Here is a 20267-nt window from a genome sequence, read left to right as displayed (position 1 = left end):
CCTCTCGGGCTATCCTGTTCAGATGCAGATTGTGAAGGACAGCAAACGTGCGGTCAAGCTCGCGAAGCGGGTGCTCAAAGGCCGTCGGGCCTTCTTCGAGCTCAAGTCGCTGCTCGATGAGCGCGGCCCCCTCGCTGAGAACGCCTACCGCGTGGGTGTTTACTTCGCAGACAGTGATGTCAACATTTACCAGATGCGCCAGTGGTACGCCCCGCTGCAGGAGTTGTCGAAAACCAGGCCAGTTGTCGTGCTCGCGCGGAACGCGGCGGGCGCGCTGCAGCTCATGCGCGAGAGTGGCCTCGACGTCGCCTTCGTGCCGAAGGTGACGAGCATCGAGAGCTTCATCGCGACGCAGCAGCTCGACGTGGTGCTCTACGTCAATCAGAACACTCGCAACTTCCAGATGATGCGCTACGGCGAGCGGTGGCACGTGTTCATCAACCACGGTGAGAGCGACAAGATGTACATGACGAGCAATCAGTACAAGACGTACGATTACGCGTTCGTCGCCGGCGACGCCGCGCGCGCACGCCTGTCGCGCGCCCTCTGGAACTACGACGTTGAGACCCGCACTGTGCCGATTGGGCGGCCGCAGGCCGACCACCTCGACGGCGACCCCGCGTACATGCCCGACGACCGCACCGTCGTCTTCTACGCGCCCACGTGGGAGGGCGACCGCCCCGCCGCGAGCTACGGCTCGGTGCTCACCCACGGCGAGACGCTCGTTCGTGAGCTGCTCGCGACCGGGCGCCACCGCGTCGTCTACCGCCCGCACCCGAGGTCTGGCGTGGTGAGCCCCGAGTTTGGCGCCGCGAACGAGCGGATCATCGCAATGCTCGCCGAGGCGAACCAGGCCGACGCGAGCGCGCAGCACGTGTACGACGACTCTCCCGTGCTCGGCTGGCAGCTGCGCGCGCCCGACGTCGCAATCTGCGACATTTCCGCCATGGTCTACGACCGCCTGGCGACGGGGCGCCCGATCATGGTGACGCGACCGCTGTCGCCCGAGGCTGAGGTCGACGAGGGGGGCTACCTCAGTGTCTGTGAGTGGCTCGATGCGGCCGACGCCGGTGACATTGCGGCCGTGCTCGACCGGGTCATCGGCGATGCCGCTGCGAAAGAGCGGCTCGGGGAGTGGTCGACGAGATACTTCGGTGACACCACGCCGGGCGCGCCGACGCGTCGATTTGGTGAGGCAATCGAGTCGCTCTTGTCTCGGGCAGACGACGAGCGTCGGGTCGGCGCGGCGAGGGCAAACTAGTGGCCGAACTGTGCGCTTCGTGCTCAAATCGTTTGGTAGGTTAGTGGGGTGCTGCCAGAAACACCGCCTTCGCCGTCTGATGCACTTCCGGACGCAGGGTTCGGTGCTGCAGAAATCCCCTCCGGGCTGACCCGACCGGTCGCCGGTGCGAATGCCGCTGGCGAGGTGAGTGAACCGGCAGGCGGCCCTGCCCCCGATGCGGAGCCCGTGGCGACCCCCCGAGTGCGGCGTACGCGGCCGGCGGAGCCCGCAGCCGCCGCGGAGGTGCCCGCGCGCAGCCGCATCGAGGTACCGACCCCGTCTGTCGTCCGCGCTCGCGAGCGCGGCCGCGTCGCTGAGCAGAACCCCGTTGTGCTTCGCACCGAGATGCTCACTAAGGTGTACGGCTCGACGGTCGCCGCGAACGAGGTGTCGTTCGAGGTCCACGCCGGGTCCCTCACCGGCGTCGTCGGCCCGAACGGCGCGGGTAAGACCACAACGCTGTCGATGATCTCCGGGCTGCTTCGGCCGGGGTCGGGGCGCGTCTCCGTTGGCGACGTCGACGTCTGGGCCGACGGGGCCGCGGCGAAGCGACTCATCGGAACGCTGCCAGACAGGCTTCGGCTCTTTGACCGCCTCACGGGCGGCCAGCTGCTCTACTATTCGGGCGTGCTCCACGGCGTCGCCGAGGCTGAGGTCGCGAAGCGAAGCGGTGAGCTCGCAGAAGCTTTCGGTCTCGAGTCGGCGCTCGACCGCCTGGTCTCGGACTACTCCGCGGGCATGCAGAAGAAGATCGCGCTCGCGTGCTCGATGATCCACGCCCCCGATGTCCTCGTGCTTGACGAGCCGTTCGAGGCGATCGACCCCGTGTCGGCCGCGAACGTCACCGACATCCTCGAGAAGTACGTCGCCGGGGGTGGCAGCGTCGTCATGTCGAGCCACAGCCTTGAGCTGATCCAGCGCGTCTGCGACCACGTCGTCATCATCGTCGATGGCTCTGTGATCGCGCAGGGAACGGTCGACGACGTCCGCGACGGCGTGAGCCTCGAGGATCGCTTCCGTGCGCTCACCGGTATCGACGAGTCGCAGAAGGGGCTGCAGTGGTTGCACGGCTCTTCCGACTCCGAGTAGCGCTCGCCGGGGGGCTCTTCAGGGGGTCCTTCTTCCGGGCTGCCCGGGTGGCGCTCCTGCTCGTTATTGCGCTCGGCGTTGCCGCCGTGCTGCCCTTCGCGGTCTCGTGGTTCACGACCCCGGGCCCCCTCCGCAGCGTCCTCGACGTGCTTGTCGGCTCGGTGATCCTCGCCGCCGCTTTCCTCGTGCCGCTGTTCGACAGCCGGCGCAATCTCGTGCCGAGGCAGTTCGCTCAGTTCCCAGCGGGATCCGGATCGGTCGCGACGTCGCTGCTCGTCACGACGGTCTTCAGCTACTCATTCCTCGCGCTGCTTGCCTGGCTTGTCGCGATGTGGTTCGCGCGCCCCGAGTGGCATGCCGCCGGGGGAGTCGCCGCGCTCGCGCTCGTGCTCGCGGCGATCTTCGCTATCGTTGCCGTGCGTTTCTCCTCTGGCCTATCGCAGGTGATCGTTGGTGAGCGCTACGCGGGGGGCGTGCGGCTCACTGGTGGTGTGCTGTGCATCGCCTTCCTGCCACTGCTTGTCTTCGTCATCGCTGAGAGCTTCCGCTCCGACACCAATCAGGTGCTCGTCGATGCGGCAGGGGCGCTGGGGTGGACCCCGTTCGGCGCAGCGTTCGCCGCGGTATCGGACAGCCTCGCAGGTGACAGCTCGACGGCGATGCTGCGGCTCGCCATCGTCGGCGGAGCGACGCTTCTCCTCGCGATCTGCTGGTACGCCATCGTTGGCCGCTCGCTGCGAACCATCGAGCGCCCGCGCGATCTGCTCAGCGCCCGGCGCGGCCTCGGCTGGTTCGAGCGCTTCCCCGCGAAGCCCGCGCCCGTCATTGCCGCACGCCAGCTGACCTACTGGCAGCGCGACCCGCGGTACCGGATCGCGCTCATCGCCCTGCCGATCGCGCCGATCGCTATTGTCGCCGCCTTCCTCGTGGCCGGCGCGGATGTGACGCTCGCGGCGGCGCTCCCGCTGCCGATCTTCATGCTCTTGCTCGGTTGGTCGCAGCACAACGACATCGCGATGGACTCGACCGCGATTTGGGAACACGTCGCCAGCGGGATCAAGGGCTGGGCCGATCGTGCCGGCCGTCTTGCCCCCGCGCTCATGTTCGGGATTCCCGCAGCGGTCATCGGGTCGAGCATCACGGTGACGTTCATGGGGGACTGGCGTGTGCTGCCCGCGGTCATTGGCATGAACGTCGGCGTGCTCTGCATCGCCACGGGCGTCGCGAGCGTGTTCTCCGCGCTCATGCCGTACCCGGCGACGCGTCCGGGCGACAGCCCGTTCGTGCAGCCGCAGTGGTCGGGCTCTGGATCGGGTGCTTCGCAGACCGTCTCCATGGCCGTCGCGCTCGTGCTCTCGGTCGCGCCTGTCTGGGTGTCTGCCGTCGCGATCGCTGACCCGTCGTTCCTCGGCAATATCTGGGCTCTCGCCTTTGGTCTTGGGTTCGGCCTCATCGTGCTGCTCGGCGGCGTCGCCATCGGCGGCAAGATCTTTGACAGGCAGGGCCCCGAGATCCTGGCCGTCACGCAGATCTTCGACTAGCAGCCAGTTGCCATAGGGTTCGAACGGCTACAATGCCGGTATGGGAATCTTCACACGCGACACTCCTGACACCGGCGGCGGCCTTGACGTTATGGACCGCGAGCTCGAAAAGCTGCTCGAAGACTCGCAGATCGAGGATGGCGACCACGAGCGCTTCTCGCACTACGTTCCGAAAGACAAGATCGTCGAGTCGGCGGTAACCGGCAAGCCCGTTCGCGCGCTGTGCGGCAAGAAGTGGACGCCGTCGCGCGACCCCGAGCGCTTCCCGGTCTGCCCGGACTGCAAAAAGGTCTACGAGCGGATGAAGAAGTAGGCTCTGCTGGCTCTGCTGAGAGATCAGCCCTACGACCTGCAATCGGCGTTGTCTATCCCTCAACCGTGGAATTGAGGGCTAGACAACGCCGTTAGCAGTTTTGGGTGTCGAAAGCGCGCGGCTGGTTTAGCCGGCATGCACCCTTCTCGCCCCACCAAGCTCTGCCCAGCCCTGCCCGCCCCGGCAGCGCCTACCCAGTTTTGCCCAACCTAGCCCGGCCCCGCCTTGCCCACCGGCGTTCCCTAGGTGACCGACGCAGCGTAGCCTGCGAACCGCAGGATTTGGGCATTGGAAGTGCTGAACGCATAGGGAGGGTGCTCTGCTTCAGGTCTCAGCAGAGCACCCTCCCTAGGGGGAAGCTTAGAAGCCCCTAGCGGTACTCGGTCGCGATAGCAGGGTCACCGCGTGTGAGGCTCATCGCGACCCGGGGAAGCTCGGCAACGCTCGCGCGGTGGCGGTCACGCGCAAGCGCGATCCCGTCGGCCCCGACGTACTGCTGCTGAATCTCGCCTGCAATCACGAGGTGCTCGAGCACCTCGCGGCTCGACTCTTGGAACTCGGAGCCCTCGTCAGCCCCACCAGGGCCGTCGCCGAGGAAGATGAGCTCTGAACGAGCGACGCCGCGCGCGTTGTGCAGCCTGCGGACGCTCTTGCGGCCGCCGACGGAGGCCTTGTCAGCGCTCTTCTTGGCGACCGACACCCACTCGCCGTTGTCATCCTCGCGAGCGACGAGCTTGTACACCATACCCATGGTCGGGCTGCCCGAGCCGACAACGACCGAGGTGCCGACGCCGAACGAGTCCACCGGCGAAGCCGCGAGCGCAGCAACGGTGTGCTCGTCGAGGTCGTTCGTGACGGTAATGCGGGTGTTCGTCGCGCCGAGCGAGTCGAGGAGTTCGCGCACCTCGACAACAACGACGGGGAGGTCGCCCGAGTCGATGCGCACCGCCCCGAGCCCGGTGCCGGCGACCTCGACTGCGGTGCGCACGCCCTGCTCGATGTCGTAGGTGTCAACGAGCAAGGTCGTGTCCGGGCCGAAGGCCGTGATCTGTGCTTCGAAAGCTTCGCGCTCGGAGTCGTGGAGCAACGTGAACGAGTGCGCCGCGGTGCCCATGGTGGGGATCCCGTAGCTGCGACCAGCCTCGAGGTTCGACGTGGCGCTGAAGCCCGCAATGTAGGCGGCTCGTGCCGCGGCGACCGCGCTGCGCTCGCTGGTGCGACGCGAGCCCATCTCGGCAAGCGGCTTGCCGTTCGCGGCGTAGACCATGCGTGATGCGGCGGTCGCGACGGCGGAGTCGTAGTTCATGATGCTGAGCGCGAGCGTTTCGAGGATGACGCCCTCGGCGAAGCTCGCCTCGACCGTGATGAGCGGAGACCCCGGGAAGAACACCTCGCCCTCCGGATAGCCCCAGATGTCGCCGGTGAAACGGTAGTTCGCGAGCCAGTCGATCGTCTCTGAGCTCACGACGCTGTTCGCGCGCAGAAATTCGAGCTCGGTGTCAGCGAACCGGAAATCGGCGATGGCCTCAAGGAGGCGGCCGGTGCCGGCGACGACGCCGTAGCGGCGCGCGCCCGAGAGCCTGCGCGCAAAGAGTTCGAACACGCTGTTGCGGTTCGCGGTGCCGGCCTTGAGCGCGGCGTCGACCATAGTCAGTTCGTAGTGGTCGGTGAGCAAAGCAGTTGATGTATGCACCTCGCCAGCATAGCTAACGGAAGTCGCGTGACGCGATAGCCTGCGGTGCCGGAAGCGGTTCGAATCCGTGTGCGATGACGTTGAACACCCCCTCGGGTGACCGGTCTGCGACGCCGCGGACGATCATCGCCGGCGCCGACTGCGCGACGAGTCGGTGCGCCTGCCAGGTCTTCGCCCACACGACGACGTTGACGGTGCCGCTCTCGTCTTCGAGCGTGAGGAAGGTCACGCCGGCGGCCGTGCCCGGCCGCTGCCGGTGGGTAACGAGGCCGGCGACTTCGACCGTCGAGCCGTTCTGCGCGCCCCGCGCGAGGTCCGACCGCGCGACACCGCGAGCGTCGAGCGAGTCGCGCAGCAGCGCGAGCGGGTGCGTTCCCGTCGCGACCCCCGTCGTCCACAGGTCGAGTGACGTCTGCTCGGCGTCGGTCAAGACGGGCAGCAGCGGTGGCTGCACGTGCACCGCGATTCCGGGCAGGTAGCGATCCCTGTTCTCGGACGCGGGCCCCGCGGCCCACAGCGCGTCTCTCCGGGAGAGTCCGAGCCCCGCGCACGCACCAGAAGATGCGAGCGCCTCAAGCTGTTCGCGATCCAGATCTGCCCGGCGCGCGAGGTCCGCGAGGTCGGCGAAGGGCCCGGGGGCGCGCGCCGCGACGATGCGCTCGGCGACCCGCGTACCGATGCCGCGCACCTCTGCGAGGCCGAGCCTGACCGCGAAGCGCCCGTCTCTGCGGTGCTGCCCGCTTTGATCTGGCGCCGACTCGTCGAACGGGCCGACTGGCGGGCGGTCGTGCTCCGCGCACTCGGGGAGCCCCGTCGGCGCGAGGAGCCCCGTCGGCGCGAGGGGACCCGCGGCGGGTGATCGCGGCTCGACGCCCGCGTGCACGGTAGAGAACTGCACGTCGGGGGGCCGCACCTCGACGCCGTGCCGCTTCGCGTCTTCCGCGAGGCTGCGCGGCGAGTAGAACCCCATCGGCTGCGATTGCAAGAGCCCGGCGAGGAATACGGCGGGGTAGTGCAGCTTCAGCCAAGAGCTGACGTAGACGATGAGCGCGAAGCTGATGGAGTGGCTCTCCGCGAAACCGAAGTCGGCGAACGACTCGAGCTGGGTGTAGACGAGCTGCGCCTCTTCGCCCTCGATCCCGTTCGCGCGCATTCCCGCGAAGATCTTTTCCCTGAGCGAGTCCATCCGCTCCTTACCGCGTTTCGACCCCATCGAGCGCCTGAGCAGGTCGGCGTCCTCGCCCGTGCACCCGCCAACCGTCGTCGCGATCTGCATGAGCTGCTCTTGGAAGAGCGGGATCCCGAGGGTGCGCGCGAGCACGGGCTCGAGGCTCGGGTGCGAGAACGTGATCGCCTCCTTCCCGGCCCGCCTGCGCAGGTACGGGTGCACCGCGCCGCCCTGGATGGGGCCCGGGCGGATGAGCGCGATCTCGATCACGAGGTCGTAGAAGCTCCTCGGGCGCAGCCGGGGCAGCGTGTTGAGCTGAGCGCGGCTCTCGACCTGAAACACGCCAATCGCGTCGCCCCGGCAGAGCATGTCGTAGACCCCCGACTCCTCTTTCGGGATCGAGTCGAACGTCCACTCCTCACCCGTCGCCTGGGCGACCATGCGCAGCGTCTTATCGATCGCGCTCAGCATGCCGAGGCCGAGCAGGTCGAACTTCACGAGGCGCATCGCCGCGCAGTCGTCTTTGTCCCACTGCAGCACGGTGCGCTTCTCCATGCGCGCGTGCTCGATCGGGCAGACCTCACCGACGGGGCGCTCGGTGAGCACCATACCGCCCGAGTGGATGCCGAGGTGCCGGGGCGCCCCCTTGAACTCGTTCGCGAGCCGCAGCACGGGCTCCGGGATCTCGGCGTACGGCGAACCCGTGTCGCTCGCAGGCGTCGACTCGCCCGCGTCAGCACCCGACTGCTCGGAGGGAAACGCGTCGTGGTGGCTGATGCTGCGCGTCCACGCGCGCTGCTCGGCGACGCTGTACCCGAGCGCCTTCGCCGCGTCGCGGATCGCCGCCTTCGGTCGGTAGGTGATGACGTTCGCGACCTGCGCCGCGTTGCGCCGCCCGTAGGTGTCGTAGACGTACTGAATCATCTCCTCGCGCCGCTCGGAATCGAAGTCAACGTCGATGTCGGGCTCTTCCTCGCGCAGGCTCGAGAGGAAACGCTCGAACGGCAGGCCGTAGAAAATCGAGTCGACGGAGGTGACTTTCAGCAGGTAGCAGACGGCGGAGTTCGCCGCGGATCCGCGGCCCTGGCACAGGATCCCGCGCGACCGCGCCTCCCGCACGATGTCGTGCACGATGAGGAAGTAGCCGGGGAAGTCGAGCTGCTCGATCACGTCGAGTTCGCGCTCGATCCGCTCCCGGCGCGGGGCGTCGAGGGCGTCTTGCCCCGCGCCGTAGCGCTCGGCGGCGCCCCGCCACACGAGCTCCCGAAGCCAGCTCATCTGCGTGTGCCCCTCCGGTAGCGGAAGCTTCGGGAGTCGCGGGGTCGCCTCCCTGAGTGGGAACGCGAGCTCGCGGGCGAGCGGCACCGTCCGCGCGACCGCGTCGGGGTACTGCGCGAAGTGCCTGAGCATCGCGTCACCGCTGCGCAGGTGTGCCGCGCCCGACGCAGGCAGGTGCGGGTCGAGTTCGGCGAGGCTGCGCCGGGCCCGCACCGCAGCCATCGCCTCGGCGGTGCGGGTCGCGTGCCTCGTTGCCGCGTGCACGGCGCCGGTCGCGAGCGTCGGCAGCCCAGACTCGGCGGCGAGCTGAGCGAGTGCCGTGTTCCGCTCGTCGTCGCCCGGGTGCCCGTGGTGGGTGAGCTCAACGTAGACGCTGTCGCGGCCGAAGAGCGCAGCGAGCCTGTCGAGCTCGGCGCGCGCACCCGCCATCCCACCGCGCTCGAGCGCCCGCCGCACGTGGCCCTTCCGGCACCCGGTGAGGATCACCCAGTCGCCACCGGCCGCGGCAGCCAGCTGCTCCACGTCGTAGACGGGTCGCCCCTTCTCGCCGCCGGCGAGCTGCCCCTCGGTGATAGCCGACGCGAGCCGGTGGTAGCCGGCCGCGCCCCTGGCGAGCGCGAGGAGGTGCGTCCCCGCCGGGTCAGCCGCGCCCAACTGCGGCGCCTCGAGCCCGAGCGTGAGTTCGGCGCCGTACACGGTGAGGAAGTCAGGGGTGCTCAGCGCGGCCTCGGCGAACCGGGGCGCGCCGTACAACCCGTCGTGATCGGTTAGCGCGAGGCCCGCGAGGCCGAGGCGCTGCGCCTCGGTGACGAGATGCTCGGGGGAGGACGCGCCGTCGAGGAAGCTGTAGTGGGAGTGCGCGTGCAGCTCCGCGTACGTCTCGGGCGTTGGGCTAGTCATACTTGCCCTCCGCGAACCACGTCGTTTGCGCCCCCGTGACCTCCCCCTCGCGGAGGCGGGCGAGCAGCAGCCAGCTCTCGCCCGTATCGAGCTCGACCTGCATGCGGAAGCGCTCGGGCCGGCCCTCCCACCAGTGCTCCCTGATCGGCCAGGGCTTCGACCACCCCCGCACGGTACCCGGGGAGGGCAGTCCCTCGACGCGGAGCGCGTGCGGGGCAGCGGCGAGAAGATCCTCTTCGTCGATGGCGACGACCTCGCCCTCCCCGTCGGTGAGCCGAGCGCGCAGCGGCGGGGAGAACACGAGCGTCGGTTGCGGCGCGGCGAGCGCCCCCGGCCACGGCCCCGGAGCGCGCTGCCGTCTCGGCGCCGACCCCCAGTGCGTGAACTGCTGGCGCTCGTGCAGCAACCTGCCGCCGTCGAGCGACACCGTGCCGACCCCGCCCGGGCCGAGCAGCCCCTGCGCGCGGCTGAGATGGTGGTGCACGCGCTCGTCGGGCCCGCTCGTCCAGAGCCCTGGCTCGTGCGAGGCGATCCTGTCGGTGCGCACGGGCGCGATGCGTACCGCCTGGATCCCTGCCCCGGCGCGCTCGTCGCTCGCCGCGCCGGCCCACCCCGCGACGAGGCTCTCCGACTGCCACCGCAGCCGCGCCAATGCGTCCTGCGGTGAGAAGAACCGCGGGTGCGCCCAGTCGCGTTCGTGCCTGAGACCGATGTCGTCGGTGAGTGTCACGCGCAGCGAGGTACACACGAGCCGCTCCTCGGTGAGCGCGCCGATGAACCGTTCGACGAGCGAGCTGCACGCGAACGCGAGCTGCTCGGTACCCGAAATCGGCGGCTCGAAATCGAGGCCGACCGCGAAGTCGCGTGCGGCCTGCTGCGCCCGGATCGGCTCGCCACGCTCACCGTCCTCACCCCGGGCGTGCCTGTGCGCGAGCACGCCCCCGGGGCCGAACCGGGCCCGCACCGCGCTCTCCGGGAGCGCGGCGAACGCCCCCAGCGTGTAGATGCCCAAGCCCGGGAGCAGCTGCCCGAGCTTCTCGTCGGTCGCGCAGGCGATGGGGAGCTCGCTGAGAAACGCGGCAGCCCCGCCTGGCTCGACGATCAGCACGCCGTCGCTCGGCTCAGGGTCCGCGCTCGCGGCCTGTTCCGCCGCGAACCTGCCGTCGGCGATGCCGACCCGCGCCGAGCCGAGGTTCTCGGTGCGCGCGAACCCGAGGAGTGCAGCTGCGACCTCGCGCTCGCCGCCGTAGTAGCGCGCGGGGCCGCGTGCCCGCATCGCGACGAGGCCGGGGCGGAGCTCCTCGAGCGAGGGAACGAGGTCCGTGAGCTTCGCGAACACCGGCGCGAAACTCGGGGGGTCGCCCTCTTGGTCGTCGTGCGCTCCCGGCCAGTCGACGAGGTGGAGCACAACGACGCGTTCGGGAGGCACGTCACACCGCCCTGAGCGCGCGCGCCGCGGGCGGCTGTTCCCGCCCCGCCCCGAGGCAGCCGCGCTCGAACCTGACAGCGTGGCGTCGTGTGCCCCGACGGTCTTCCGACTGCACGGTGAGCTCGCGCGTGGTGAGTGCCCCGTGCCCCGCACCAAGCCCCGTCCACCGCGACGACACGACGCTCAGGCGCGCCTCGCTTCGCGCCCACTCGCCGATGACTACGAGGGCCGAGCCGTGCTCGCGGAGTCTGGCGGAGAGACGTTCGATGTCGGCGGGGGAGACCCTTGCGTCGAAGCGGGCGACGACGACGGAGAGCGTCTCGCTGAGCGTGCCGGCGAGCGTGAGCGCGTGCCTGCCCGGCTCTGGAACGAGCACGCAGCGGTCGAGCGCGATGCCGAGCGAGACGGCTGCCTCGGCGCCGAACGCGGGGCAGCCGAGCACGCCGCACCAGGCGCCACCCTGCGACGCCTCCGCGAGGAAGGAAAGCGCGAGTTGCCACGAGCCCTGCACTGAGTATGCGGCTCCCGCGCGGAGGGCGCCGCCGGGGAGCAGCGCCCGCAGGCCGGGCGCCGTGGGGAGCGCGCGCTCGTCGATCCGCAGCGGCTGCATCTCGCTGATGCGCTGCCGCAGGTCGGGGATCGAAGCCGCGGAACTCATGCGACCATATTCGAACATATGTTCGAATGAGTCAAGCTGGGGCGCGCGGTGCTCGCGTGTCGCCGAAGCGGCATAGGATGGAGGGGATGAATGAAGACGATCTTGAGGAATACGAACGCGATGCAGAGCTGGCGCTGTTTCGCGAATATCGCGATATCGCGAGTCAGTTCCGATACGTAGTCGAGACCGAGCGCCGTTTCTACCTCGCGAACGAGGTCGACCTGAAGCGGAATGACGCGGGCAACGATTTCTACTTCGAGCTCACCATGGGCGACGTGTGGGTGTGGGACGTGTATCGTTCCGACCGCTTCGTGAAGTCCGTGCGCGTGCTCACGTTCAAGGACGTGAATGTCGAGGAGCTTTCTGCTCGCGAGTTCAAGTTGCCACAGGAGCTCTCGATCGACGAGTAGGGTGACTGCTTCGCGCGGTCGCTGATCACTGGCTACGTGCCAGCTGGCTGTTGGTGGTTTTTGAGGACTAAAGCCCCGGCGCCCCTTTTGGGGAGCCGGGGTTTTGTGTTCCCCAAGGCGCTCGCCCGTGCTCGGGCGCGGGGTTCAGGTTGACAAGCACCAACTCGCGTTGCAAAATGTTCGCAGAGAGAAAAAGATTTCACAGAACGAACACGAGGGAGTGTTGTTGATGATGATCTGTAGCGACGAGTGCGGCGTGGCGATCTTGCCATGCCGGGCGGCCCGCGGATGAGCGGCAGTGCGGTTTTTCACCGTGACTTCGGTGCCGACTACCCGCTGATCGTCAGCGCGCAGGGAAGCTATCTCTACGCTGACGACGGCACGGAGTACCTCGACGGGAGCTCGGGAGCGGTCGCCGCGAATCTCGGCCACGGGGTTACCGAGATAGCCGACGCGATGCGTGAACAGGCGCTGCGGGTCGGGTTTGCACACACGCTTCGCTTCGAGACCGCTGCGCTTCACGACGCCGCGGCTCGCATCCAGGGTCTCGCACCAGAGGGGTTCACCCGCGTCTTCTTCGCAAGCGGAGGCTCCGAAGCCAACGAATCAGCGTTCAAGCTCGCGCGGCAGTACCACCTGAGTCGCGGCGAGAGCAGTCGCCACCTCGTTGTCGGCATGTGGGATAACTACCACGGCAACACGCTCGGGGCTCTCGCTGTCGGGGGAGACGCATCGCGCAGGCAGCACTATGCCCCGATGCTGCCGCGCACACTCAGGCTGCCGAGCTGGCGCGATAGCGCCGACGCGATGGCCCCCGTTGCTGCGCTCGAGAAGCTCGTGCGCAGCGAGGGCGCGGAGAACATCTCAGCGCTCATCCTTGAACCGCTCGTCGGAAGTCAGCTCGGTGCGTTCGAGCCCGAACACGAGGCGCTGCGGAAGATCGCGGAGATCTGCCGCACGCACGGCATCGTGCTCATCGCCGACGAGGTAATGACTGGCTTCGGACGCTGCGGCACGAACTTCGCCGTCGAGCGATCGGGCATCGTGCCCGATCTCATCACCTTCGGTAAGGGGGTCACTGGCGGGTACGCGCCACTGTCTGGCGTGATTGTCTCGGAGCCTATCGTGCAGGCCGTCCGCGACTCGGGCGGCGTGTTCCATCACGGCTACACCTACAGCGGCCACCCGGTCGCGGTCGCTGCGGCGGCTGCAGCGCTGCAGTTCTACGCGGAACGCGACGTGCTCGAGAACGTTGCCCTGCGAGGAGCAGAGCTGCGCGCAGGGCTCGAAATCCTCGCGGTGCGCTACCCGAACGCCATCACTGAGGTTCGAGGTGCCGGGCTGTTGCTCGCGCTCGAACTCTCGCCCGCGCTGACCGCCCGAGGTGGTGCGAATGCCCTCAACCGAGCGGCGATGGCCCGGGGCCTCGTGCTCTACCCCGGCGCCTCAACGCGTGCGGATAGCCGCGGGGACACAACCGTCGTCCCGCACCTGCTCGTCGCCCCACCGCTCACCGTCACACCCGCGGAAATCGCAGAGATGCTCTCCCGCCTTGACGGAGCACTGCGAGCCCACACCGACTAACACCCGACTCACACTCACACCAGGCGCCGTTCGAGCGCGGGGTCAGCCCCGTGCGCGTCATGCGGCGCGCCATTTTCACCACACACCACCTGAACTTACCGACGCATCAAAGGAGAAACGAAGTATGTTCCTGAATAAGAAAACCAAGGTCCTCGGGCTCATTGGCATGATCTCCGCGGCAGCGCTGCTCGCGGGCTGTAGCGCCGGTGGCAGTAAAGACGCGCTTGAGCGCGTCGAGTCCAGCGGCACACTGAGGGTCGGCATCGAGGGAGCCTACCCTCCGTTCAACTCGTTCGACTCGAAGAACGAACTCGTCGGGTTTGACGTCGACATCAGCAACGCGATCGCTGAGCGGCTTGACGCGAAGACCGAGTTTGTGCCGACACCGTGGGACAGCATCATTGGCGGCCTGAACGCCGGTAAGTACGAGATCGTGATCTCGAGCCTCACCATTACCGACGAGCGGTCTCAGAAGGTTGACTTCAGCGACCCGTACTACCACACGGGTACGCAGATCTTCGCGCCAGAGGGCAACACGATCGCGAGCACTGACGACCTCGCCGGGCTGAACATCGGCGTCACTCTTGGCACGACGTTTGAGGATATGGCGCTCGAACGCGGCGCGCAGGTCACGACGTACAAGTCTGACCAGCTCGCGATGGAGGACCTGTCGAATGGCCGCATCGACGGCGTCATCACCGATGGCCCTGTCGGGCTCGCGATCGTCTCCGCGCGGGGCTACAGCATCGTCACCGTCGGAGAGCGAATCAGTAACCCGGCGGCTGGCATTGCCGTCGACAAGAAGCAGGAGAAGCTGCTCGCTGCCGTGAACGCTGCGCTTGCAGACATGCAGGAGGACGGCACGTACGAGGAGATCAGTACCAAGTGGTTCGGTGCGGACATCCGCTAACGCCATCACGCTAGTCACGAACAGAGAGCAAACGAAGAATGGACTTCACGCTTGTCGCCCCGTACCTGGGGTTCCTCGCGCAGGCAGCATGGATCACGATCCTTATCTCGATCCTGTCGCTCGCGCTTGGCTTGATCCTCGGCCTCGTGGCTGCGGTGATGAAACTCAGCGGTATCAAACCGCTTGTCTGGCTTGTCGACCTGTACGTCTGGGTGTTCCGGGGCACACCGGTGCTTGTACAGCTCTTCCTGATCTACTTCGGCCTGCCCCAGTTGGGTATCGAGCTCGGGGCGTTCCTCTCCTCGATCCTCGGCCTCGGCATCAACGCGGGCGCGTACATCGCCGAGATCCTGCGCGGCGGCCTGCAGGCCGTACCGAAGGGGCAGCTTGAGGCGGCATCGTCGCTCGGTATGACCCGGCCGAAGGTGCTCTGGCGCATCGTGCTCCCGCAGGCGTTCCGCATTAGCGTGCCCGCGCTCGGCAACCAGGCTGTGTCGATGATCAAGGACTCGTCACTCGCCTCGCTCGTCACCGTCAGCGAGCTCATGATGGTGGCGCAGCGCTTTGCGGCCTCGAACTTCGCGTTCATGGAGTTCTACCTCACTGTGGCTGCGATCTACCTGGTCCTCACCACAGTGATGTCAATGTTCCTCACCCGGCTCGAGAAGCGAATGGCGGTGTCAGACCGATGACCACGACAGCAACAACTGACTGCATGATCGACATGCAAGATATTCACAAGTGCTTTGGCGATCTCGAGGTGCTCAAGGGCGTGAGCCTGCAGGTACGGCGGGGCGAGGTCGTAGCGCTCATCGGGGCATCCGGCTCGGGCAAGAGCACGCTCCTGCGGTGCACCAACCACCTCGAGGAGCCCACCTCCGGTATCATCTCGGTGCTCGGTCAGCCCGTTGACGGGAAGACCGAGAACATCCTCAGGGTGCGCCGCACCGTCGGCATGGTGTTCCAGCAGTTCAACCTATTTCCCCACAAGACGGTGCTTGAAAACGTCATCGAAGCGCCTATGCAGGTGCTTGGCGTCAAGAAGGCGGCCGCGACGGAGCAGGCACTCGTGCTCCTGGAACGCGTCGGGCTCGCCGAGAAAGCGGGCGTCTATCCGCACAAGCTCTCAGGCGGGCAGCAGCAGCGCGTCGCGATCGCGCGGGCGCTCGCGATGAACCCGCAGGCGATGCTGTTCGACGAGCCCACGAGCGCGCTCGACCCCGAGCTGCGTGGCGAGGTACTGAAAGTCATGAAGGACCTCGCGAGCGCGGGGATGACGATGCTCATCGTCACGCACGAGATGTCGTTCGCCCGCGACGTCGCCGACCGCGTGGTCTTCATGGCCGACGGCGTCGTCGAGGAAGAGGGCATCCCGTCCGAACTCTTCGACCACCCGAAGAGCAGCAAGCTGCAGTCTTTCCTCAGGCACGTCGCATGAGCGGGATCATCGTGAACACCCAGTTCAGGGGCGGCGTCTGGCACCCGGGAACCGGTGCAGGCACGACCGAGACCGTGAACCCTGCGACGGGAATGCAGCTCTCGGCGTACAGGCAAGCGGGCAGGGAGGATCTTGGGCTCGCGCTTGACGCCCTCCGTGACGCGGTGGCCCCGTGGCAGCGCCTCCCGCTCAAAGAACGCCAGCGGATCCTGGAAGAGGTCGCAGTTGAGATCGAGCGCGACGGCGAGCGGATCGCGCGGCAGATGACCCTGGAAATGGGAAAGACGCTCGCTGAGTCCCGAGGTGAGGTCGGAGTGTTCGCGAGCACCTGCAGGTGGTTCGCGCACGAGGCTGGCCGTGCACTCGGGCAAGTGCTCCCGTCGGCCGACGGCACGCGCTTCATCCATACGCGGAGAAAACCGATCGGTGTTGTCGCGTGTATCACCCCCTGGAACTTCCCGATCGCGCTCGCCGGCTACAAGATCTTCGCGGCGCTCGCCGTCGGTAACGTCGTGCTCTGGAAGCCCGCGCAGCAGGTGAATGGCACGGCGGTACTCGTGACCGAGGCCTTCGAGCGGGCCGGCATCGGGGACGCCTTCGCGCTGCTCGGCGCCTGCACCGGGGAGCTCGCCTCGGAAGCGGTTGGGGACGAGCGCGTTGATGCTGTCTCCTTCACCGGATCCACCGAGGTCGGCACGCAGATTTCGCAGCGCGTCGCTGCGTCGCTCACCCCGTGCTCACTCGAGCTCGGCGGGAAGAACGCGGCCGTGGTGCTTGCAGACGCTGACCTCGATCTCGCAGCGCGAGAGATCGTGCGCAGCGGGTTCCTCACGAGCGGCCAGCGCTGCACCGCAACGAGCAGGATCGTGGTCGTGACTGAGGTCGCTGACGAGCTGATTGCGCGCGTTGCCGACGGAATCCGCGCGCTCACCGTAGGCGACGGTGCCGACGCGGACGTCGATATGGGCCCCGTTGCCACTGCCGCGCAGCTCGCGGGCGTGGAGAACGCCGTGAGGGGCGCTGTCTCGGACGGGGCACGCGTCGTCGTTGGCGGTGCACGGCCCGAGGGCCTGCCCACAGAGGGCTTCTTCTACCTACCGACGCTGCTTGACGGTGTAACCCGCGAGCACGCGATCGCGCGGCGGGAGGTCTTCGGCCCGGTGATCGCGGTGATCAGGGTTGCCGATGCTGCCGAGGCCTTCGCGGTTGCAAACGACACCGACTACGGCCTCTCGACGTCGGTGTTCACGCGCAGCCTTGGTGCGACCTTTACCGCGCTCGATGACGTCGATAGCGGCCTCATCTATGTGAACCGAGGCACGAGTTCGGCCGAGCTCGGCGTTCCCTTCGGTGGCACCGGCATGTCGGGCAATGGGCACCGCGAGGTTTCCGAGCATGGCTTTGAGTTCATGACCGAGCTTGTGTCCGTCTACATCGACCCGCAGAACATGGAGCAGTGATGACCGAAGAAAACCGCATGACGCTGCTCACCCTTGACCCACTGAGCACCGACCTCGAGCAGGGTGATCGCGCGCTACGCGATTACGAAGCCGTGAGCGAGGCCCTTCGCGGTGCCCCGCTCGACGGGCTCGACGGGCTTCGCGTCTTGATCGTTGGCGGGGGGATCGTTGGCCTCATGTCCGCGTACTACGCGAGCGAGGCCGGAGCCGATGTCACTGTGCTCGAATCACGCGCCCTCGGGGGCGCCGCATCGGGCCGTAACGCCGGCGGCATCTACGCGAACGGCCGCGATATTGGCGAGGTCGCCCTCGCCAGGGTCTCGATGGACCTCTGGGCGGAACTCGGCGAGCGGGGGCTCGATGTCAAGTTCCGGCGAAAGGGCCACACGATCGTCGCAATGAACGGCACCGAGCTGTCTCTGCTGCAGCGAGCGCGCGACATCTACGAGCGTGCGGGCGTGCCGATCGAGCTGCGCGAGGGAAGCGAAGCCGTCGCAGAGCTGCCACTCGTCAACCCCGGTATTGCGGGCGCGCTGTTTTCCCCGCACGACGGTCAGGGATACCCGTTCACCGCGACCACATCGCTGCGTAAGGCTGTCGTCAACCGAGGCGGCAAGGTCGAGACGTTCGCGCACGTGGAGCGGCTCATCGAGCGTCAGGGGAGGGTCACTGGCGTGACGACAGCGGACGCTGAGTACGAGGCGGACGTTGTGCTCATCGCCGCGGGCCCCTGGACGACGGAGCTTGGGAGGCATGTCGGGGCCGAGCTGCCCGTGCGGCCGCGCCGCTCGCAACTCACCGCGACGGAGCGGCTACCTGTGAAGGGAGATTTCCCATTCGTCTCTGGAAACCGGGTGTATGCCAGGCAGACCCACGCAGACAACATCCTCATCGGGGGTGGCGGGCCCTGGGAGGAGAACGGGTACCACACGACCACAACCCGGCAGGCGCTCGACGTCTATGGCACCTATATGACAGAGATGTTCCCCGGGCTTTCGCGCGTTCCGATCATCCGTGCTTTCGCCGGGACTGTTGAGCTCACCCCCGACCACTACCCGCTCCTCGGCAAAGTCCCGGGAGTGCCCGGTCTCTGGGTGAGCGCCGGCTACAACGGCCACGGTTTCGGCCTGTCCGCCGCCGCTGGTCGCATGTTTGCCGAGCTCCTTAAACACGAGGTACGCGGCACCGAAACCCCGGCGGCCCTATTGGAAGCCCTTACTGACTACGCGCCTGGGCGCTTTGCGAAGAATTGAAGGAGAGCAGCATGAACCACACTGTGTGCCGGTGCGAAGACGTCACCGCGCAAGACATCGCTGACGCCGTTGAGGCGGGCGTCTGCACCGCTCAGGAAGTGAAGTTTCAGACCCGCGCGGGCATGGGGTTCTGCCAGGGCCGCGTCTGCCGCACCGCGATCGAGGAGCTTCTCGGCCAGGCCGGCATCGCGCCCGAGGCCGGAGGCAGCTCGATGACAGTCCGCCTGCCAGTGCGCCCAACCGCGCTCGGTGATCTGGCGGAGTCGGCAGCACGGGAAGAGGGTGCGGCATGACCGAACGGATTGAGCACCATCCCGTACTCCCAGAGCCGCCCGCGGCTGACGACGCGAACTTTACCTTCAACGGCGAGTCGTACGTGGGGCGCACAGGCGAGCCGGTCGCGGCAGCACTGCTCGCAGCGGGCGTGCGCGAGCTGCGTACCTCGCCCGTCGCGGGTGAGCCTCGCGGGCTCTACTGCGGGATCGGGCACTGCTACGAGTGCCGCCTCTGGCTCGGACCCGACGAGGAGACGGCGGAGCGGGTGCGCGGCTGCCAGGCACCGATCAGCGACGGTGACACCTACCGTTCGACGCGGGGGTGCGACTCGTGAACGGGGGAGCCGTCGAAAGCGTTCACAGAGTCGACCTCGTTGTTGTCGGTGGTGGCCCCGCGGGGCTCTCGGCGGCAGCGCGCGCTGCCGAGGGCGGGCTGACTGTCGTTCTTATCGAAGAGAACCACCAGACCGGAGGCAAGCTGCGCGGCCAACTTCACCAGGAGAACGACGGCGAGTGGTGGATCGGCTGGACCCTCGCGAACGACCTGCTCGCTCGCGTCGAGCGCGCAGGCGTGCGGATCCTCACCGATACCGTTGCCTGGGCCATTGAACCCGGATGGGTGGTTCGCGCGACCTCGTCACGCGGCGGCGACGCCGCCGAGATCCACACCCGCACGGTGCTGATCGCGACCGGTGCTGTCGAAAAGCCGATGCCAGTCGAAGGGTGGACGCTGCCCGGGGTATTCACGATTGGCGGCGCGCAGATCCTGACCAACACGCACAGGGTGCGGCCCGGCGCGCGCAGCGTCGTCGTGGGAGTCGACCCGCTCTCCCTCACGATTGCGCGCGCAATGAAGCTCGGCGGCGTTGACGTCGACTCAATTGTGCTCCCACCCGCGCAGGTCCCCGATAGCGACCCGCAGGCCACCCTGAAGCGGCTCGGCGGCCTGAGTAAACTCGCGCCGTACTTCTACATGCGCCTCGGCGGTGCCCTCATGGCGGTTCCCGGCCTCGCCGCGATCGCCGCGAGGGTACTCCCGCGCTCGCTCCCGCTGTGGGGAATTCCGCTGCGCCTCACCACCCGCCTTGTCCGTGTCGTCGGCGACGACCGCGTGACGGGTGCGGAGGTCGAGACGGTGCGCGCAAACGGTGCTGCCGTGCCCGGGAGCCGGCGCGTCATCAGGACGGACTCGGTCTGCCTCTCGAACGGACTCGTGCCGCTCAGCGACCTCAGCGCCTCCCTCGGGCTCGAATTCGTCACGAGCGACTCCGTCGGAGCGAAGGTGCCTGTGCATTCGGCGACGGGAGCGACCGCGCTGCCGGGCCTCTTTCTAGCGGGGAACACTGTCGGCGTCGAAAGCGCGAAAGTGTCACTGAAACAGGGAGAGATCGTCGCGGGCGAGATTCTCGCAACCCTCGGGAATCACCCGTTCAAGACGCGGGAAACGGAGCTCGGCGAGCTGCGCCAGCTGCGCGCCGACAGTGAGTTCACCTTCGAACCCGCCATCCAGCAGGGCCACGACGAGATCGCGGCCCTCTTCACCCAGCGACAGGAGGCACCTCTGCCGTAACAGCGCTTCGCTGATA

At 67.6% G+C, this 20267-nt stretch carries 18 protein-coding genes; 14 read left to right on the top strand and 4 right to left on the bottom strand.

All coding sequences use genetic code 11. The features are described 5' to 3' along the window. Positions 1–22 precede the first annotated feature (22 nt). From FB468_RS05110 to FB468_RS05095, 4 genes are all read left to right on the top strand, one after another. On the top strand, positions 23–1261 hold the full coding sequence (locus tag FB468_RS05110) for a CDP-glycerol glycerophosphotransferase family protein (RefSeq protein WP_141886384.1): 1239 nt from the start codon (positions 23–25) through the stop codon (positions 1259–1261). Positions 1262–1468: 207 nt separating this feature from the next. Continuing rightward, the gene (locus FB468_RS05105; protein ID WP_141886383.1) at positions 1469–2371 is read left to right on the top strand and encodes an ABC transporter ATP-binding protein; all 903 of its coding nucleotides are present in this window, start codon (positions 1469–1471) and stop codon (positions 2369–2371) included. Further along, positions 2341–3912 (top strand): hypothetical protein, encoded by a 1572-nt coding sequence (locus tag FB468_RS05100; protein WP_141886382.1) that lies wholly within the window; start codon positions 2341–2343, stop codon positions 3910–3912. The genes FB468_RS05105 and FB468_RS05100 overlap by 31 nt, the downstream gene beginning before the upstream one ends. Before the next feature lie 40 nt (positions 3913–3952). After that, a complete protein-coding gene (locus FB468_RS05095) occupies positions 3953–4225 on the top strand; it encodes a DUF3039 domain-containing protein (RefSeq protein WP_119284164.1) in 273 nt (90 codons plus the stop codon). Between the two features lie 370 nt (positions 4226–4595). Here FB468_RS05095 and FB468_RS05090 read toward each other — a convergent pair whose 3' ends face one another. From FB468_RS05090 to FB468_RS05075, 4 genes are read right to left on the bottom strand one after another with little or no spacing between them, the layout of a single operon-like run. After that, positions 4596–5918 (bottom strand): nicotinate phosphoribosyltransferase, encoded by a 1323-nt coding sequence (locus FB468_RS05090; RefSeq protein WP_141886381.1) that lies wholly within the window; start codon positions 5916–5918, stop codon positions 4596–4598. Positions 5919–5931: 13 nt separating this feature from the next. Next, complete coding sequence (locus FB468_RS05085; RefSeq protein WP_141886380.1) at positions 5932–9264, bottom strand: error-prone DNA polymerase; 3333 nt, start codon at positions 9262–9264, stop codon at positions 5932–5934. Continuing rightward, positions 9257–10693 carry a DNA polymerase Y family protein gene (locus tag FB468_RS05080; RefSeq protein WP_141886379.1) on the bottom strand — a complete coding sequence of 479 codons (1437 nt, stop codon included), beginning with the start codon at positions 10691–10693 and terminating at the stop codon, positions 9257–9259. The genes FB468_RS05085 and FB468_RS05080 overlap by 8 nt, the downstream gene beginning before the upstream one ends. A 1-nt stretch (position 10694) precedes the next feature. After that, on the bottom strand, positions 10695–11351 hold the full coding sequence (locus FB468_RS05075) for a hypothetical protein (RefSeq protein WP_211359088.1): 657 nt from the start codon (positions 11349–11351) through the stop codon (positions 10695–10697). An 86-nt stretch (positions 11352–11437) separates the two neighbouring features. Between FB468_RS05075 and FB468_RS05070 the strand changes: the two genes are divergently transcribed. From FB468_RS05070 to FB468_RS05025, 10 genes are all read left to right on the top strand, one after another. After that, entirely contained in the window at positions 11438–11761 is a 324-nt protein-coding gene (locus FB468_RS05070; RefSeq protein ID WP_141886378.1) for a DUF2469 domain-containing protein, read from the top strand. A gap of 288 nt (positions 11762–12049) precedes the next feature. Continuing rightward, positions 12050–13345, top strand: coding sequence for an aminotransferase family protein (locus tag FB468_RS05065; RefSeq protein ID WP_141886377.1), 1296 nt, complete (start codon positions 12050–12052; stop codon positions 13343–13345). A 124-nt stretch (positions 13346–13469) separates the two neighbouring features. Further along, the gene (locus FB468_RS05060; RefSeq protein ID WP_141886376.1) at positions 13470–14255 is read left to right on the top strand and encodes a transporter substrate-binding domain-containing protein; all 786 of its coding nucleotides are present in this window, start codon (positions 13470–13472) and stop codon (positions 14253–14255) included. 38 nt (positions 14256–14293) lie between these two features. After that, positions 14294–14947, top strand: coding sequence for an amino acid ABC transporter permease (locus FB468_RS05055; protein WP_141886375.1), 654 nt, complete (start codon positions 14294–14296; stop codon positions 14945–14947). Next, entirely contained in the window at positions 14944–15693 is a 750-nt protein-coding gene (locus tag FB468_RS05050; RefSeq protein WP_281290265.1) for an amino acid ABC transporter ATP-binding protein, read from the top strand. The genes FB468_RS05055 and FB468_RS05050 overlap by 4 nt, the downstream gene beginning before the upstream one ends. Further along, positions 15690–17153, top strand: a complete 1464-nt coding sequence (locus tag FB468_RS05045; RefSeq protein ID WP_141886374.1) for an aldehyde dehydrogenase family protein — start codon at positions 15690–15692, stop codon at positions 17151–17153. The genes FB468_RS05050 and FB468_RS05045 overlap by 4 nt, the downstream gene beginning before the upstream one ends. Then, entirely contained in the window at positions 17153–18406 is a 1254-nt protein-coding gene (locus tag FB468_RS05040; RefSeq protein WP_141886373.1) for an NAD(P)/FAD-dependent oxidoreductase, read from the top strand. Before FB468_RS05045 ends, FB468_RS05040 begins: the two co-directional genes overlap by 1 nt. Positions 18407–18417: 11 nt before the next feature. After that, positions 18418–18699, top strand: coding sequence for a (2Fe-2S)-binding protein (locus FB468_RS05035; protein WP_141886372.1), 282 nt, complete (start codon positions 18418–18420; stop codon positions 18697–18699). Continuing rightward, positions 18696–19016: a 2Fe-2S iron-sulfur cluster-binding protein gene (locus FB468_RS05030; protein WP_141886371.1), complete on the top strand. Its 321-nt coding sequence runs from the start codon at positions 18696–18698 to the stop codon at positions 19014–19016. Before FB468_RS05035 ends, FB468_RS05030 begins: the two co-directional genes overlap by 4 nt. Then, on the top strand, positions 19013–20251 hold the full coding sequence (locus FB468_RS05025) for an NAD(P)/FAD-dependent oxidoreductase (RefSeq protein WP_170219630.1): 1239 nt from the start codon (positions 19013–19015) through the stop codon (positions 20249–20251). Before FB468_RS05030 ends, FB468_RS05025 begins: the two co-directional genes overlap by 4 nt. Positions 20252–20267 lie beyond the last annotated feature (16 nt).

Source organism: Leucobacter komagatae (assembly GCF_006716085.1).
In the GTDB taxonomy this organism is placed as follows: Bacteria; Actinomycetota; Actinomycetes; order Actinomycetales; family Microbacteriaceae; genus Leucobacter; species Leucobacter komagatae.
The sequence above is the reverse complement of the archived record's forward strand: the minus strand, read 5'-3'. Positions and strand labels throughout refer to the sequence as shown.

Excerpts from the sequence above, each read along its gene's own strand:
- FB468_RS05075 (WP_211359088.1), bottom strand. The coding sequence starts at position 11,351 with ATGAGTTCCGCGGCTTCGATCCCCGACCTGCGGCAGCGCATCAGCGAG.
- FB468_RS05070 (WP_141886378.1), top strand. The coding sequence starts at position 11,438 with ATGAATGAAGACGATCTTGAGGAATACGAACGCGATGCAGAGCTGGCG.
- FB468_RS05045 (WP_141886374.1), top strand. The coding sequence starts at position 15,690 with ATGAGCGGGATCATCGTGAACACCCAGTTCAGGGGCGGCGTCTGGCAC.
- FB468_RS05060 (WP_141886376.1), top strand. The coding sequence starts at position 13,470 with ATGTTCCTGAATAAGAAAACCAAGGTCCTCGGGCTCATTGGCATGATC.
- FB468_RS05030 (WP_141886371.1), top strand. The coding sequence starts at position 18,696 with ATGACCGAACGGATTGAGCACCATCCCGTACTCCCAGAGCCGCCCGCG.
- FB468_RS05055 (WP_141886375.1), top strand. The coding sequence starts at position 14,294 with ATGGACTTCACGCTTGTCGCCCCGTACCTGGGGTTCCTCGCGCAGGCA.
- FB468_RS05050 (WP_281290265.1), top strand. The coding sequence starts at position 14,944 with ATGACCACGACAGCAACAACTGACTGCATGATCGACATGCAAGATATT.
- FB468_RS05040 (WP_141886373.1), top strand. The coding sequence starts at position 17,153 with ATGACCGAAGAAAACCGCATGACGCTGCTCACCCTTGACCCACTGAGC.
- FB468_RS05085 (WP_141886380.1), bottom strand. The coding sequence starts at position 9,264 with ATGACTAGCCCAACGCCCGAGACGTACGCGGAGCTGCACGCGCACTCC.
- FB468_RS05035 (WP_141886372.1), top strand. The coding sequence starts at position 18,418 with ATGAACCACACTGTGTGCCGGTGCGAAGACGTCACCGCGCAAGACATC.
- FB468_RS05095 (WP_119284164.1), top strand. The coding sequence starts at position 3,953 with ATGGGAATCTTCACACGCGACACTCCTGACACCGGCGGCGGCCTTGAC.
- FB468_RS05065 (WP_141886377.1), top strand. The coding sequence starts at position 12,050 with ATGAGCGGCAGTGCGGTTTTTCACCGTGACTTCGGTGCCGACTACCCG.
- FB468_RS05110 (WP_141886384.1), top strand. The coding sequence starts at position 23 with ATGCAGATTGTGAAGGACAGCAAACGTGCGGTCAAGCTCGCGAAGCGG.